Origin of the sequence: Kitasatospora purpeofusca (assembly GCF_036010405.1) — a bacterium.
In the GTDB taxonomy this organism is placed as follows: Bacteria; Actinomycetota; Actinomycetes; order Streptomycetales; family Streptomycetaceae; genus Kitasatospora; species Kitasatospora purpeofusca.
Genome location: NZ_CP108561.1, coordinates 9,227,176 through 9,243,117 on the forward strand (window position 1 = coordinate 9,227,176; position 15,942 = coordinate 9,243,117).

A 15,942-nucleotide genomic window follows, 5' to 3' on the forward strand; every position below is an offset into this window, starting at 1 on the left:
CCGCTCCCCACCGGTCGCGACGGAGCCCCATCAAGGAACCGTCGCCCTTTGGTCCTCACCTCCACCGGTCACGTCCCCAACGCGACCGAATCAAGGCCCGGAGGCCCCCACGTGAGAACCGCACGTCTGTCGCACCTTCGGCAGTTGGCAAGACTGTTAACGCTTGCGCTCTCCCTGGTCCTGACGATCGGTCTGTTCGCCCCACTCGGGCAGGCCGCACCCGTCGCCGTGTCCCCCCTGGCCGTACCGCCGGCCGCCCGGGAGGCCGCAGGAGCCCGCACGGCTCCGTCCGGCGAGCTCCCGCCGCCCGGTGTGGAGAAGGTCCTGAAGTCCGACGATCCCGCCGCGGTACCCGCCGCGCACAACGGGAACCTCGCGTCGGCCGACAACAGGCCCCGCAACGACTTCGCCCCCTGGTCCGCCCAGCAGCCGGCGGCCAAGTCGTCCGGCCCGGGCGCGGCCGCCGGTGACGGGTCGGCCGAAGCAGTGGCGTGCAACCCGACCGACTTCGGGCGGACGGGCGCGGAGCTGATCAGGCTCATCAAGTCCGTGAGCGTGGACTGCATCGACAGCCTGTTCAGGATCGAGCCCCGCTACGCGGCCGCCGCCTTCCGCGGGTCCCAGATGCTCACGGTGGCTGCTGCCGTCCATGAGGCCGCCGTCGCCTACCAGGGCAACAACAGCGGCTCCGTCGAGCAGTTGATGTACTACTACCAGGCCGGTTACGCCGTGCAGTGGGCCTACCCCTCGGTGGTCGGCGAGTACAGCAAGGAGGTCCCGAAGGCGATCCTCCCCGGTGTGACGGCCTTCTTCGCCAACTCGCACGCGCTGGACACCACCGCCGAGAACGCCGGCCCGCTGGCGAAGGCGGCCATACTTGCCGACGTCACCCGCGAGCCGGTCACCTACCTGCCGATCGCCAAGCTCCTGCTCACCGCCTACAACAGCAGCGCGTGGGACAAGGACAACCTGATGTGGGGGCTCAACCCGGCCTTCCTGGTGCTCTTCCGAGGCATCGAGAGCCGGGACCCGAAGTTCCGCGAGGAGCTCCAGGCCGACCCGGTTCTGATCGACCTGGTGGCGGCCTTCGCCAACCGCGCCCTCGTCCACGCCGGCGGCACCTACGACCCCGTGCTCACCAACTCGATCAAGGAACTGAGCCGGTTCATGTACTACCCCGAGTTCCTCCCTCGGGTGCAGCCGTACCTCAAGGCGCTCAGCGCGAAGTTCTCGGTCACCGGCCCCACCCGGAACCAGCGCGCGGCGGCCGCGGTCGGCGTGCGCGCCTACGACCAGGCGAACTGCGCCTACTACGGCACCTGCCAGGACGCGGAGCTCTTCCAGGCCGCCTACCTGACGAACGTCAAGCAGTGCAGCCCGAGCATCCGTATCCTCGCCGAGGCCATGACCCCGGACCAGCTGGACAGCACCTGCACCAGCCTGAACGGACAGGACGCCTACTTCCATGCCGTGGCACGGGACAACGGCCCGGTCGCTGACGACCGCAACAGCACCATCGACGTCGTCGTCTTCAATAGGTACGAAGAGTACGACCTGCTCTCCCCGGTCATGTTCGGCAACTCCACCAGCAACGGCGGCATGTACCTGGAGGGCGACCCGGCCAAGGCCGGCAACAAGGCGCGGTTCGTCGCTTACGAGAAGACCTGGGGTGAACCGGGCTTCTCGATCTGGAACCTCAACCACGAGTACACCCACTACCTGGATGCCCGCTTCAACATGTACGGCGACTTCCTGGCGGCCGACGCCTTCTTCGTCGCGTGGTGGACCGAGGGCCTCGCCGAGGTCGTCGCCGACTCCTACCTCAAGGTCGTGAACACCAAGGCCATCGAGGCGGCCGCCCAGCACACCTACCGCCTGAGCGACCTCTTCGACAATTACTACCAGAACGAGGACCGCACCTACCGCTGGGGCTACCTCGCCGTCCGCTACATGCTGGAGCGCCACCGGCCGGACGTGGACAGCCTCCTCGCCCTATACCGCAAGGGCGACTGGGCCGGCTCCCGTACCCTCCTCAAGACGACCATCGGCACCCGGTACGACGCCGACTTCGACAGCTGGCTGAACGCCTGCGCGGCCGGCGAGTGCAAGAACACCCCGAGCTTCCCCAGGCTGAGCGAGTGCGCGGGCGGCGACCTCCGCAAGCTCGACAGCAACTGCGTCCGGAGCAACCTGTCGGCGACCACCGGCAACTACGCGCACTTCTACCTCTGGGTGCCGGCGGGCACCCGCCAGATCCGGGTCACCAGCAGCGGCGGCACCGGCAACGGTGAGCTCTACTACAACCCGTACGGCTGGGCGTACACCAACTCGTACGTCACCCGCTCGGCGGGCCCGGACAACTCCGAGTCCCTCACCGTCACCAACCCCCAGGCCGGTTACGTCTTCTTCAGCCTGTACGCCCAGCAGGGCTTCAGCGGGGTGAGCGTCACCAGCGAGCTCTGATCCCCTCCCGGCCGGGCGCCGCGCGCGCCCGGCCCCGGTCGGACCCAGTGCTGATCCAGTAATCGAGTACTGATCCAGTACGGACCGCCCCGGCCGCCGGCCGGGGCGGTTCCGTCCGGTTCGGTGCTCAGCCGTCGATCCGGTGCTCCTGCCAGAACGGGGCGAGGTCGACCGGGGAGACCGCCCGGGCGGCGGCCTTGAACGCGGCGGTGGTCGAGACGCCGTACCAGTGGGCCCGGGCGTAGTCGCGCAGCAGTGCGGCCATCGTGTCCTCGCCCAGCAGCCGGCCCAGCTCCCGCAGGGCGCAGGAGCCGTGGTCGTAGACGACCGCCTCGTACCGCTCGGGGTGCGCGTCCCAGTGGCTCATCGGCGAGGTCAGCCGCTCGTCCTCGGACTCCCAACGTGCGGCGGCCGCACAGTCCTTGTCCGTCCCGCCGAGGACGAGGTCGGTGGCGTACTCGCTGAAGGACTCGTCCAGCCACGGCGCGCGGTACTGGTCGTCGCCGACGATGCCGTACCACCACTGGTGCGCCAGTTCGTGGACCAGCGCCGAGGGTTTGACCCGGTCGAGGACGAAGCCCGGGTACTCCATGCCGCTGAACCAGAAGGCGTTGTCGAGGACGACGGCCAACTCGCCGTACGGGTAGGCGCCGAAGCGGGCGGAGTGCGCGTCGATCGCCGTGCGCGCGAGCTCCAGCATCCGGCCCGCCTCCTCGGCGGTGACGTCGGGGGCCGCGAACACGCCGATCCGCACGCCGTCCGCCGACCGGCCCGTGAGCCGGGTGAACGGGCCGGCGGCCCAGGCGAAGTCGCGGACCTGGTGCGCGGCGACGGTGGTGAGGGTCCGGCCCGGGTCGGCGGGCGTGTCCACGGCGCTGCCGGTGGCGGGGACCAGCAGGCCGGAGGGATGGTCCAGGGTGACGGAGTAGTCGGCCGCGAGGGAGTAGAAGGACTCGCCGTTGCGGGTGTACGGATCGAGGTGCCAGCCGTCGCCGTCCAGGACGGCGAGCGTCGGCAGGGCGTTGCCGAGGATGGTGTACGCGCCGTCGCGCCCGAAGCGGTCGAGGCCCTCGGGGACGTCGACGGACAACTCGAAGTCGAGGGTGCCGGACTCGCCCTGGCGCAGCGGTCGGGGCAGCGGCACCTCAAGCGCGGTGCAGTCCGCCGTGGCCGTGCCGGTGATGCCCGTCAGCCTGACGGCGGGCGCCGCGCACCCGCCGCGGGCGTTCCCCCAGAGCCGCAGGTACACGGCGGACAGCGGCTCCGGCGCGACCTGGGTGAAGCCCACCCGCTGGTGCCCCTGCCAGGTGGCACCGGTCGCATCGCTGCGCAGCGTCACGGTGTGGGTGACGACCGCCGGGGTCCGGGGGGCGTCGTCGGGCGTACGGGACCGGGTGGGGTGGTGGCTGCCGGGGTGGTGGTCGGGGTGGTGGCTGCCGGGGTGGCCGCCCGGCGGGGCGGCGGCCACCACCGACAGGAGCACGGCGAGCACGGCGAGTACGGCGAGGACCGCGGGGACGGCGTTCGGGGCGGGCGGGCCGTGGCGGCGTCGCATCGGTCGTCGTGGCTCCTGTCGGCGGCGGCTGGTGGTCCCGGGTGGGTGGGTGCGGCAGGCGGGTGCGGCAGGTCAGACGGGTCGGGCCGGTCGGGCGGTGCCCCGATGCCGGGCCAGGACCCGCTGGACGGCGCGGTCGACGGCGGGCAGCGAGGCGGCGAGGTCGGTGTAGACCACCTCCTCCACCTCCGCCACCGTGTGCAGCCCCTGGACCAGGAAGGTGTACTCCCGGCCGCGTTCGAGCAGCAGCACGATGGGTTTGCCGAAGGCGCTGGCCCAGCCGATCTCGATGTGCGTGCCCGGGGAGGCCGGGGAACCGGGCAGGGCGACGAAGATCTCCGCCTTGCGGATCTCCTCCTGGTCGAGCGCGGTGCACTGCTCGGGGCGCATCAGTTCGGCGCCCCAGGCCTCCCGGCGGTGGGCGTTGTGCACGGCGACGCCCTGCGACTCGAAGTGCTTGATCAGCAGGTCGAAGGGCTCCCGGGCACCCGGCGGCATCTCGCCGGTCTCGGGGTCGAGCAGCTGGATGAACGGCCCGGCCAGGAACAGGGTCCGGGGCAGGTCGGCGAGGTGGGCGGCGTGCTGGGTGGTCATGTCGCTCATGTCGCTCAGTCCTTGAGGAAGCACTGGATGTAGGCGTCACCGCTGGTGCCGTGGGTGTACTCGGTGGTGTCGTAGGCGGTGTACGGGTGGCGCTCGACCCGGATCGAGCGGAAGTGCGGGGTGTACTGCCAGCGCAGCTCGGGCTTGGTGCTGAAGAAGGGGATGAACACCCCGCCCGGGCGCAGCACCCGGACCACCTCGGGCACGGTGCGGGCCCACAGCTCGGCGTCGGTCCACACCTCCATGTCCAGGGCCGGGTCGAAGAAGATCCCGTCGATGCTCTCCGAGGGCAGCTCGAAGATCCGCCGGAAGAAGTCCCCGCGCTCGACGGTGAGGTTGTCGGGCACCTGGGGGTGCCGGGCCCGGAAGAGGTCCTCGACCTCGTCGAAGAGCTCCAGCACGGTGTGGTGGCGGGTGGCCGGGTTCTGCGCGATCCGCAGGGCGGACAGGCCGAGGCCGAGCCCGACCTCGTAGAAGTCCTGGCCGTACTCGCAGAGCAGGTCGGCGCTCGCCCACATGAGGTCGCGCTCCCAGGCCTGCATGGCCTGCTCGCCGCCGATGCTGAGGGTCACCTCGCCGTTCTGCTCGATGAGCTTGATGTCCGGCTTGGCGTCGGGCTTGATACTCGTGCTGGTCATGGTTGTGGTGTCCTCGGGGTGTGCGGTCGGGGGGCGGGTCAGCCGGGCAGGACGCCGAAGTGGCGGCGGGCCGTGGAGACGGCGAGGTCCTGGACGGCGAACACGGTGAAGTAGTAGGCCTGCGGGGCGGTGGCCGGGTCGAAGCGGACCCGGAACGCGACGTCCGTCGGCCGGCCGCCGACGGCGCGGACCTTGGCGTGCTCGGGCTCGACCGTGGCGTCCGCGCGCAGGTAGCTGGGGACGAACAGGCCGAGCCGGACGGGGCCGGTGCGGGCGGCGGTGAGTTCGGCGCGCACCTCCAGGACGCCGCCCTGCCGGACCTCGTCGGCGCTGTGGGCGAGCAGCGAGGGTGCCTCCGGCAGCCGGAAGGTGACGTCCCCGCACCGCATGCAGACGGCGCAGACGGTGTCGAGGACCTGCGGGAGCAGGCCGCGCCGGGTGAACTCCTGGGCCGGGCGCCCGCAGTGGCAGGTCACCTCGCGCACCTCGGGGTCCAGCGAACTGCGGTCGCCGAAGTGCGCCGGGTAGTTCATCAGCTCGTCCTCGGGGTCCGAGGCGACCTGCCCGGCCAGCACATGGTCGAGGGACTGCAGGTCGGCGGTCAGCGAGGCCTGGATCTCGGCGGCGGACTGGTCGGCGAGATGGGTGGGCCGGGCCACCCAGAGGTCGACCTTCCGGGCCAGCTTGGTCAGCCGGGGCCGCAGGGCGTGGTTGTGCGGCAGGAGTTCGGAACCGAGCAGGGCGTTCAGTCGGCGGCCGACGGTGAGCAGCAGCGGGTCGGGCCGGTGGTCGGCCGGCTCCGGCGCGGGCGCGGTGCTGTCCGGCAGGCCGAACCGCAGGAACGCCGGGTACGGGTGCGAACCGGCCAGGCTGGCGTTGAGGGTGTCCACGGTGTCGCCGCCGGTGAGGGCCGCGCGCATCCAGGCGACGTTCTCGGGCCGGTCGGAGTCGTGCACCGAGACGGCGGCGACCACGGTGCGGGCCGGGCCGTCCAGCGCGTTGAGCAGCAGCTGGTACTTCGGGTCGTACAGCGCGAGGTCGGCCAGCGGGCCGCTGTTGCAGGCGCTGAGCACCACCTCGACGGCCGGCACCCGGTGCAGCGGGACGAGCTTGTCCTCGGGCTTGTAGCAGGGCAGCCCGTAGGAGCAGCGCGGGCCGAGCAGCCCGGGCCGGGCCTCGGCGGCCGGGCTGAGGCCGCAGATGGTGAACTCGCCCAGGTTGACGCTGTCGTCCTTGCCGTGGCCCTGGAAGGCGACCTTGCGCCAGCGGGTGCCGAGGATCGCGGCCTGGATGTCGACCCGTTCGAAGTCCCGGTCGTCGTGGACCTGGACGCCGGGCAGGTGCGGCGGCCGGTCGGTGTCGGTGAACAGCCCGACGGCCCCGACCGCGGCCGCCGGGCGGGCGTACTGCTTGGCGACGCTCCAGGCGAGCGAGGCGGTGTCGCGCCCGCTCAGCAGGGTCAGGGCGTGGGTGCGGCTGCGGTAGGTGGCGAACAGCAGGGAGCGCACCGGGTCGAGGGTGAGCCGGTCGTAGCAGCCGACCAGCAGCAGGCTGCCCGGGTGGTCGCGGAGGAGGGCTGCCGTGTCGACGAGCCGTTCCTCGGGCAGCCACTCGGCGGCCAGCGGTCCGGCCAGCTCGGCGAGGCCGTCCGGGAGCCGGTCGGCGCCGAGGAGGATGCCGAGGTCGAGCGGCCGGGGGCGGTGGAGGACGTCGTACAGCTGCTCGGCGAGGCCGAGGCTCTGCGTCAGGTCCGCGCGGCCGTCGACCGGGACCGGCACCCCGAGGGCACCGGGGGAACCGACGGAACCGACGGAACCGGGGGCCAGTCCGGTTGCGGTGTCCGGGCGCGGGTGCTGGGGGGCGTCCCGAGCGGCCAGGAACTCCTTGACGGCCGAGGGGAATTGGGTGAGCTTGACGGGCCGGAACAGCGGGCCTTCGGGCTTCATCGTCGGTGACCTCGTGGACGGGAGGGGAGTGGTGGGTGGCACGGGCGGCGGGCAGGCGGGCGGCGGGCGGCACGGGGACGGGGACGGGGGCGGGGGCGGGGCGAGCGCTGGGCGGCGGGTCACACGGCGTACTCCGCGGCGGTCGCGGCCGAGGTGCCCCGGTCGAGCAGCGGGCGGACGGCGAAGGCCAGGACGGCGGCGCCCAGCGCGACGGCGAAGGCGACGGCGAACACCCCGCGGGCGCCGAGCGGTTCCACCAGCAGCCCGCCGACCTGCTGGCCCACCGCGTCGCCGAGCACGGTGGCCAGCGAGGCCCAGGTGAACGCCTCCGCCAGCGAGCCGTTCGGTGCCACCGCACCGACCAGGGTCATCTCGACGGCCGACACCAGCGCGATCGGCGCGCCGCCGACGGCCAGGGCGAGGGCGAGCAGCGGCTGCGAGGTGGCCGCCAGCGTCAGGCCCGTCCCCAGCGCGTAGGCGAGTACCAGTCGCGGGAAGCGCACCGCGGCCGGGACGTCGGACTGCGAGCGCCCGAGCCAGACCGCGCCCAGCGCGCTGCCGACGCCCCAGCAGGCGTACACGAGGCCGGTGCCGCCGGGGGAGCCGTGCGCCGCGACGAAGGCCGGGATGCCGAGGGTGAGCAGCCCGATCGGCACGGCGCTGGCCGCCATGACGGCGGTGAGCGCCAGCATCGGCGGGTTGCGCAGCGGCCCGAGCAGGTCGCGCCGTTCGGTGCCGGGGTCGGGGTCCGTCCCCGGTGGGAGCCGGACCAGGGCCAGCCCCAGCGCCCCGGCGCCGCCGAGCGCGGCCACGGCGGTGACGGCCAGCGCGGCCGAGCCGGTCAGCATCAGGGCGGCCAGCATCAGCGGCGCCCCGATCACCAGGACCTCGGTGAGGATCGCCTCCCAGAGGTAGGCGGTGTCCCGCTCGGTGTCGGCCAGCGGCAGCCGGGCCCAGAGCGAGCGCATACAGGCGTTGGCCGGCGGCAGGGCGATGCCGGCGGCGGTGGCGGCGGCCAGCTGTCCCCAGGTGCCGGGCCGGGTGGTCCAGGCCAGCGCGGCGAGCGCCGCCGGGTAGCACAGACCGGTGGCGAGCAGCACGGGCCGCCGTCCGGCGCGGTCCAGCCGCCGGGCGACCAGCGGCCCGCCGACCGCCATCCCGGCGGTGTAGAGCGCGCTGGCCAGGCCCGCCTGGGCGAAGCTGCCGCCCTGCTCGCGGACCACCAGCACGGTGGCCAGCGACATCAGGTAGACCGGCAGCCGGCAGACCAGGCTCCACCCCGCCACCGCGGGCACGTGCGGGCGGCGCAGCAGCGTGCCGAAGCGGTGGGCCAGGGTGTCCCGGTCCGGGGTGGAGGTGCTCACCTCGTTCAACGGGCTCCTTCCCGGGCGGGGGCCGGATCGATCGCGGCGGTCAGGTCGATCACGCCGGTCAGGTCGACCGTGGGCGCCGGATCGATCGCGGCGGTCAGGTCGATCACCGGGGCGAGGTCGGTCACGGGTGCCAGATCGATCACGAAGGCGCCGAGCACGTCGCGCATCCGCCGCTCCACCTCCTCGATCGAGGCCCCGACCACATGGACGTACCCCGAGGCGTTGTGCGAGGCGCGCCGGGCGGAGACGGTGTCGCCGACCCCGACCTTGAGAACGGCCTCGACCACCCCGGGGACACGCAGCAGCTCCTCCGCCGGGGTGATCCGGCGGACCGTCCCGGAGCCGCGAAGAGGCAGCAACAGATCGCCCGCACACTGTCTCTGACGATAGCTCAGATCAGGTGCGAGCCCCCGGTAGACGTCCAGGGTGGCCCCGAAGACGTCGAAGCCGTACGCGTGCCCGTGGTTGGCCGGGATCTCGCAGCCGGCCAGCCGCAGACCGATCTCGCCGGCGTACAGTTCGCCGTCGACGAGGAAGAACTCCATGTGCGCGTAGCCGTGGTCGATGTCCATGCCGGTGACGACGGTCTGCAGCAGCGCGCGCAGGTCCACCGGCGGCGCCTCGTCGGTGCCCACGCTGATGTTGGCGTTCATCGCCCCGTCGACGATGTCCAGCGGGCGGCAGGGCATCGCGCTCGGCCAGGCGTCCAGCACCTCGCCCCGGTGGACGACCGCGCACACCTCCCACTCGGTGCCGCCGAGGAACTCCTCCACCATCCACGCCCGGGCTGTGAGGTCGAGGCCGGACAGCGCCTCGGGGCCGTCCAGTCGATGGGTGTCCACGCAGGCGAAGGAGTCCACCGGCTTGAGCACCAGCGGCCAGCCGTACTCGGCGGCGAAGGCCGTGATCCCGGGGGCATCCCGGACCCGGGTGAACGCGGCGGTGCGCAGCCCGAGTTCGCGGAATCGCTGTTTCATCGCGGCCTTGTCCCGCACCCAGGCCACCTGCCGCTCGGTCAGGTGCGGCAGCCCGGCGAGGGCGGCGAAGCGCTGGGCGAGCGCCTGCCGCGGCTCGGAGGGGTTGCAGAACCGCTCGGGCACGACGGGGAGTTCGGCGGCGGCCCAGGCGCGGTAGCGCTCCGCCTCCCGCTCCAGCGGCTCCCCGGACCGTACCCAGAAGGCGGGCAGGTGGGCGGTGCGGCGCAGATGCTCCTCGGAGAGGTCGGCGCGCAGCTCCTCGAAGCGCAGGAGTACGAGGTGCTCGGGGAGCGTGCGGGCCGCGTACCGGGTGAAGGTGGACGGCCGGTCGTCCACCATGAGCAGCACCGGGCCGGTGCCGCTCACACCGCCTCCAGGACGCGGCGGATCGTCTTGACCGCGGCCGCCTGATCGGCCTCCGGGAGTTCGGGGGAGAGCGGCAGGCACAGGGTGCGGTCCAGCAGGTCGCGGGTGCGGGCGAAGCCGTCCCGGCTGAGCTGGAGCGGCCCCTCGGGCGCGTGGTTCCACGGGAAGCCGTCGGCGTACAGCGAGCGGCGGCCGGTGAGCACCGGGTGCTCGGGCAGCAGGTACTTGCCGAGTGTCCAGTGCGCGATGCCCTCGGCGGTGAGGGCCGCCACGGCGGCGTCCCGCAGCTCCCGGGACTCGCAGCGCAGGCGCATGCTCACCTTGACGTCGCCGCGGGCGCGCGGCAGCGGCCGGATGTCCGTGCGGCCGGGCAGCTCGGCCAGGGCGAGCGCGTACATCCGCTCCAGCCCGGCCAGCACCTCGTCCAGGTGCCGGAACTGCTGGCACTGGACGGCCGCGACCTCCTCGCTGGTGACGAAGTTCTCGCCGTAGTGGGCGTCCTGGTTCCAGGTCGGGTAGTGGCCGGGCACCCGCGCCGAGCCGTGGTCGTGGTAGCAGCGCATGGTGGCCCCGGCCCGGTCGTCGCCCGTGACGACGAGGCCGCCCTCCCCGGAGGTGAGCACCTTGTTGTGGTGGAAGCTGAACACCCCGGCGTAACCCGCCGTGCCGACCTCCCGGCCGTCCGGGAACCGCCCGCCGAGGGTCTGCGCGCAGTCCTCGATCAGGTAGGGCACGCCCTCCGGCAGGGTGGCCACCGAGCCCTCCATGTGGGCCACGATCACCCGCCGGGCGTCCGGCGGCAGCAGGGTCCGGTCCAGGGCGAGCGACTCGTCGGCGTCGACCAGCACCGGGATCAGCCCGCAGGACAGCACCGCTCCGGCCACCGCGACGAAGGTGACGGCCGGGATGTACACCGGGTCGCCGATCGAGGGGCGGGTGGAGATCAGCGCCAGCCGCAGCGCCTCCGTGCAGTTGTGCACGGCCAGGGTGTGGGCGACGCCGAGCCGCTCGCCCACCCGGCGCTCCAGCCGGGAGGCCATGCTCTCCTGCTCGGTCTGGTAGCGGAACAGCACCTGGTGGTCGATCACCTCCTTGAGCTCCGCCATGTCGGACCAGTCGAGGTAGTTGGCGCCGTAGGGGAGGAAGCGCTGGCCTTGCCGCTGGTGGAGGGTCATCGGGCGTCCGTCTCCGTGATCGGGTGCGTCGTGGCGTCGACGAGCAGCTGCTGACCGCGGAAGTTGCGCAGCAGCAGACCGCCGTCGGGCGTCTCGGTGAAGGAGGGGCGGGAGACCGGGATCTTGCCGATCTTCGTGGTGAGGACGTACTGCGGGACGCCGAACCCGGTGATGTGGCCCTGGAGGCCCTCCATGATCTCCCAGCCCTTCTCGACGGAGGTCATGAAGTGCGCGACACCGGTGACGTTGTCGCAGTGGTACAGGTAGTACGGGCGGACCCGGATGCGCAGCAGTTCGGTCATCAGCCGGCGCATGGTCGGGACGTCGTCGTTGATCCCGCGCAGCAGCACGGTCTGGTTGCCGACCGGGATGCCGTGGCGCAGCAGCCGGTCCACGGCGGCGGCCGACTCGGGGGTGATCTCCTTGGGGTGGTTGAAGTGGGTGTTCAGCCACACCGGGTGGTAGCGGGAGAGCATCGTGCAGAGCTCCTCGGTGATCCGCTGCGGCAGCAGCACCGGGAAGCGCGAGCCGATCCGGATGATCTCCACGCTGGGGATGGCGCGCAGTCCGGCGACGATCTCCTCCAGCCGGCCGTCCTGGTAGGAGAGCGGGTCGCCGCCGGTGAGCAGCACGTCCCGGATCTCCGGGTGCTCGGCGATGTAGCGGAGGTCCTCGTCGTAGGCGCCGCCCTCGTCGTCCCGGAAGTAGCTGCCCTGGAGGTCGGTGGTGTGGAACTTGCGGGTGCAGTGCCGGCAGTAGACCGGGCAGGCCTCGGTGACGAGCAGGATCACCCGGTCCGGGTACTTGTGCACCACCCGGTTGGTGCGCCGGTAGAGGGTGTCCCCGACCGGGTCGACCTCGGCGCCGGGGAACTCCAGCAGTTCCTCGGCGGCGGGCACGGCCTGCTGGCGGACCGGGCAGTGCGGGTCGTCGGGGTCCATCAGCGAGGCGTAGTACGGGGTGATGCTCCAGCGGTAGCGGCCGGCGACCCCGGCGATGGCCCGCTCCTCGCTCTCGGTGAGGTTGATCCACTGCCGGGCCTTCTCGACGGTGTTGACACGCTTGCGCATGTGCCAGCGCCAGTCGTCCCACTCGGCCGGCTCCGGGGCGGGCCTGGCCGGGGGCGGTCCGGTGGTGTCTTCGCGGTCGGTGGGGGCGGCGTGGGACATGGCGCGGCTCCGTACGAGGGGGGACGTCGGGCGACGGCGGTGGGCGCGGCCGGCATGGCGACCGCGGCGGGGAGCGGAGTGGGGGTGGCGGGGGTGGCCGGGTGGCGACTACGGGGGCGCGAGCAGGAGTTGCCGGAGGGTGCGGGCGACGCCCTGCGCGCCGCGCAGATCGTCGAGCCCGGGGCCGACGGCCCCCCACTGCTCCTCGGCCGACGACGGCTGCCAGAGCGCGGGATCGGTGGGGTCGGCGGCGCTGGGCACCCGGACGAGGCGGGTGACCCGCTCGGCGAGCTCCCGCTGGGCGGTGCCGAGTGCCGGGAGGAAGACGAGCGGTGCGCGCCGGGCCTGGGCCAGCGCGACGGCCCCCCACGTCGGTGAGGCGAGCAGGAGTTCGGCGCGGGCGTGCAGTTCGTCGGCGTCGGCCTCCGCCGCCGCGTCGACCGTCACCCCGGGCAGGCCGGCGGTGGCCTCGCGGACCGGGTCGAGCCCGGTGTCCCCGACCACCGTGCAGGAACCGGTGCGGCGGACGGCCTCCCGGACCAGCGCGGACAGTGGCCCGGTGGCGAAGGCCTCGGCCTCGGGCGGCGGCACGTCCCAGAACGAGAGCAGCAGCAGGGTGCCGTGCCGCTCCCGCCGACGGCTCAGCCGGGCCGGCGCCAGCAGCCCGGTGGGCCGATCGCCCGCCGGGTGCTCCAGCCAGCCGGGCCACTGGGCGCGGCTGAGCATCCGGTCGGCGGGGAGCGGGGCGGCACCGGGGGCCGAGCGCAGGTGCAGCACCGGAACCCCGAGCCGGGCGAGGCGCGCGGTCGTCGCCTCCTCGTCGCAGACCAGCGCGGCGCCGGGCAGGGTCTGGCCCGGCAGCGCGTGCCCGTTGTCGGTCGATCGGGGCAGGTCGCCCAGGTGGGCGGCCACCCGGCGCAGCGCGAGCACGGAGTCCAACTGCTGCTCGCGGCAGGCGAGCAGTACCGTCGGGCCGGTGGTCGGCACCGCCGGTGCGGTGGTCAGTACCGCCACGGTTCCACCTCCCCGAGCCGGGCCACGTCGTCGCTGTAGCCCGCCGCCGTGGTCGAGCAGCCGCTGCACACCCTCGGGCCCTGCTCGCGGAAGTGGTCGACGTGCTCCCGGAAGGCCGGGGTGTCCAGCAGCAGTACGCCGTTCTCGCGGATCGGCGCGCCCCCGGGGCCGTCGGCGTCCTCCCGGTGCGGGATGCAGCTGCAGGCGTGCATCCGGCCGCGCCGCCCGTCGATGTAGATCACGTCGTCGGTGACGTGGCAGAGCGGAAGCGAGGCTCGGGGCGGGGTCGACTCCTCGAAGTAGCGCCACTGCTCCTCCGGGGTGTCGCCGTAGAAGCGCTTGCCCATCGGGACGAGCCCGCTCTGCGGACCGGCCGTGTAGAGCGGGTCGCAGACCGCCCGCACATGGTCGGGGTCGGGGTAGCGGATCGAGCGGTCCAGCTTGAGCGCGGACAGCTCCCACTGCCGCACCCCGGCCTCCGTCAGCACCCGCCGCAGCTCCGGCATCTCGGTGTAGTTGTGCGGCCCGACGACGGTGTTGACGCGCGGCAGCACCCCCAGCTCGTCGGCCAGCCGCAGGCCGCGCAGTCCGGCGTCGAACATCCCGGGGGAGCGGCGGTAGGTGTCGTGGGTGGCCGCCGACGCGCCGTCCAGACTGACGATCACCTGGGCCAGACCGGCCGCCGCGAGGTCCTTCACCAGCTTCGGCAGCATCGAGCCGTTGGTGATCAGCGACATCCGCATGCCCGCCCCGGCGCCGGCCCGCACCAGCTCCACGACATCGGGGTGCATCAGCGGCTCGCCGCCGGTGAAGCGGACGTACCCCACCCCGGCGGCCCTGGCCTGGGGCAGCAGCTCGGCGAAGTCGGAGCGGGAGAAGCGGAAGGTGTCGCGGGAGAGTGCGAAGTCGCACATGAAGCAGTCGGCGTTGCAGGCTTCGAGGATGCGGATGAACAGGTAGCGAGCGCGCGTTGGCGTGGTGGCGGACACCCGGACCCTTTCGTCGAAGACGGTGGTCGGACAGCTAGGACAGCTAGGACAGCCAGGAAAGGTGGGGCAGGTCGGACAGGTGGGGGCGGATCAGCGGGCGGGGCCGGTGGCCCCCAGCACTTCGACCAGTGCCTCGGCGACCTGGGCCGCGCCCCCGGTGCCGACCTCGGCCGTGAGCGCGCCCCAGTCGGTGCCGGGCTCCCGCTCCACCCGGCCCAGCGCCTCGGCGACCAGGCCCCGCACCGCGGCGGAGGTGGCGCGCCGGTGCTGCTGGGCGGCGCGGGCGATGCCGCCGTAGATCAGGTCGAGCGCGCGCCCCTCGCCGCCGACCCGCAGGGCCAGCGCCTCGTCCTCGGCGAACACCTCCTTCGGCCAGACCACCCGCGACCCGCCGCCCACGGCCCGCTCGTAGAAACGGCCGTTGAAGATCTGGCTGAGGTTCTGCGGCGGCAGGCAGACCGTCGGCACGGCCAGTCGACCGGCCTCCAGCAGCGTGGTCAGACCGGGGGAGGCGAGCAGCACGTCGCACTCGGCGAGGCGGTGGAGGAAGTCCTCGTGGGCGAGCGCGCCGACCGTGGTGGCCGCCGGCACCGGACAGGAGTCCACCAACTGCCCGGCCAGCCAGGCCGGGAGGTTCCCGGCGACATGGACCTCGTCGAACCCGGACGCGGCCAGTGCCTCCAGCGCGGCGGGCAGCACCAGCTGCGGATAGCTCGCCCAGTCGTCCAGCTGGGGTGCGCGCAGCCCGCCCAGGCTGACCAGGGCCCGGCGCGGACGCCGCCCGGGAGCGGCGCGCCGGTCGGCCCCGCCCCCGGCGATCACCGCGTCCACCCAGCGCAGCCGCCGCACGTCGGCCAGCACCCCGGTGCACTCCGGCGGCAGGTCGACGCACCGCTGCGCGCAGTAGACCTCGGCGTCCAGGGGGAGTTCGGCGCGGTCACCCTCGGTCCAGAGGAACGGCAGGCTGTCCACGAAGACCACCGGGACCCCGCAGTCACCGAGTGCCCGTGCGAGCCCGCCGTCCAGTACCACCAGCGCCGCCGCGACCCGCTGCTCCCGCACGATCCGTGCCAGCTCCGGCCCCCGCTCCGGCTCCGCCTCCGGCAGGTCGAACCAGCGCTCCACGGGCGAGCCCGCCAGCACCGGCCGACCCAGCCCCGAGGCCAGCCCGACGAACCTGGACCGCTCGCCGCCGGCCTGCAGGGCGGTCAGTACCGCACTCAGCTTCCCGGAGCTGCCCCAGCCGAAATCAACCCCGGCCACGGCAACCGTCCGGCTCTCCCCGCTCGTACCGCTCTCTCCACTCACCCGCATCCGCCCCGCCTCCTCCCGCCGGCCCGTCCCGGTCGACCACCGCGCCCTGTCGCGCATGCTTCGTAGTCTTAGCACCCCGACAGGACAGGATGGTTGGCCCACTGACGGATTCGGCAGCTACTCCACCCCGGCAGGTGAAGTTCGTCATCGCCGTGTTGACGTACGGCCGTTGAATCCTCGGCACCTCCTGCGGCCGCCCGGCGTGCGGAGGCGCCTCCCGCGACCTGTCCGGGGGTGCCGCCGGTGGGGGCGGGCCGCGTCCGGGGCGGCGCAGTCGCAGCCGCGGGCGGTCTCGCGCGCTTCGCGCGAGTGCTCCCGTCGCGCCCCCGAGCGCCCCCGGCGGGCGGCTTGTCGCCCTCG

The 15,942-nt window shown here is 73.3% G+C and carries 12 protein-coding genes; 1 reads left to right on the plus strand and 11 read right to left on the minus strand.

What is annotated here, in order from left to right:
• Positions 1–144: 144 nt before the first annotated feature.
• Positions 145–2,463, plus strand: coding sequence for a M9 family metallopeptidase (locus tag OG715_RS40155; protein ID WP_266272263.1), 2,319 nt, complete (start codon positions 145–147; stop codon positions 2,461–2,463).
• 127 nt (positions 2,464–2,590) lie between these two features.
• Here OG715_RS40155 and OG715_RS40160 read toward each other — a convergent pair whose 3' ends face one another.
• The 11 genes from OG715_RS40160 to OG715_RS40210 all read right to left on the minus strand — a co-directional run bounded on the left by OG715_RS40160 (position 2,591) and on the right by OG715_RS40210 (position 15,582).
• Complete coding sequence (locus OG715_RS40160) at positions 2,591–4,018, minus strand: M1 family metallopeptidase (protein WP_266272262.1); 1,428 nt, start codon at positions 4,016–4,018, stop codon at positions 2,591–2,593.
• Positions 4,019–4,090: 72 nt separating this feature from the next.
• Complete coding sequence (locus OG715_RS40165; RefSeq protein WP_266272261.1) at positions 4,091–4,621, minus strand: nucleoside 2-deoxyribosyltransferase; 531 nt, start codon at positions 4,619–4,621, stop codon at positions 4,091–4,093.
• A gap of 5 nt (positions 4,622–4,626) precedes the next feature.
• Positions 4,627–5,259 carry a class I SAM-dependent methyltransferase gene (locus OG715_RS40170; protein WP_266272260.1) on the minus strand — a complete coding sequence of 211 codons (633 nt, stop codon included), beginning with the start codon at positions 5,257–5,259 and terminating at the stop codon, positions 4,627–4,629.
• A 38-nt stretch (positions 5,260–5,297) separates the two neighbouring features.
• Positions 5,298–7,205: a hypothetical protein gene (locus OG715_RS40175; protein WP_266272259.1), complete on the minus strand. Its 1,908-nt coding sequence runs from the start codon at positions 7,203–7,205 to the stop codon at positions 5,298–5,300.
• Between the two features lie 119 nt (positions 7,206–7,324).
• Positions 7,325–8,569 carry an MFS transporter gene (locus OG715_RS40180; protein ID WP_266272257.1) on the minus strand — a complete coding sequence of 415 codons (1,245 nt, stop codon included), beginning with the start codon at positions 8,567–8,569 and terminating at the stop codon, positions 7,325–7,327.
• 5 nt (positions 8,570–8,574) lie between these two features.
• Complete coding sequence (locus tag OG715_RS40185; protein ID WP_266272255.1) at positions 8,575–9,921, minus strand: ATP-grasp domain-containing protein; 1,347 nt, start codon at positions 9,919–9,921, stop codon at positions 8,575–8,577.
• Positions 9,918–11,096: a DegT/DnrJ/EryC1/StrS family aminotransferase gene (locus OG715_RS40190; RefSeq protein WP_266272253.1), complete on the minus strand. Its 1,179-nt coding sequence runs from the start codon at positions 11,094–11,096 to the stop codon at positions 9,918–9,920. Before OG715_RS40190 ends, OG715_RS40185 begins: the two co-directional genes overlap by 4 nt.
• The gene (gene blsG / locus OG715_RS40195; protein ID WP_266272252.1) at positions 11,093–12,265 is read right to left on the minus strand and encodes an arginine 2,3-aminomutase; all 1,173 of its coding nucleotides are present in this window, start codon (positions 12,263–12,265) and stop codon (positions 11,093–11,095) included. Before blsG ends, OG715_RS40190 begins: the two co-directional genes overlap by 4 nt.
• 108 nt (positions 12,266–12,373) lie before the next feature.
• Entirely contained in the window at positions 12,374–13,279 is a 906-nt protein-coding gene (blsF, locus tag OG715_RS40200) for a CGA synthase-related protein (protein ID WP_266272251.1), read from the minus strand.
• Complete coding sequence (gene blsE / locus OG715_RS40205) at positions 13,267–14,268, minus strand: cytosylglucuronate decarboxylase (RefSeq protein WP_266272250.1); 1,002 nt, start codon at positions 14,266–14,268, stop codon at positions 13,267–13,269. Before blsE ends, blsF begins: the two co-directional genes overlap by 13 nt.
• A gap of 90 nt (positions 14,269–14,358) precedes the next feature.
• Complete coding sequence (locus OG715_RS40210; RefSeq protein WP_266272249.1) at positions 14,359–15,582, minus strand: hydroxymethylcytosylglucuronate/cytosylglucuronate synthase; 1,224 nt, start codon at positions 15,580–15,582, stop codon at positions 14,359–14,361.
• Positions 15,583–15,942: the final 360 nt, after the last annotated feature.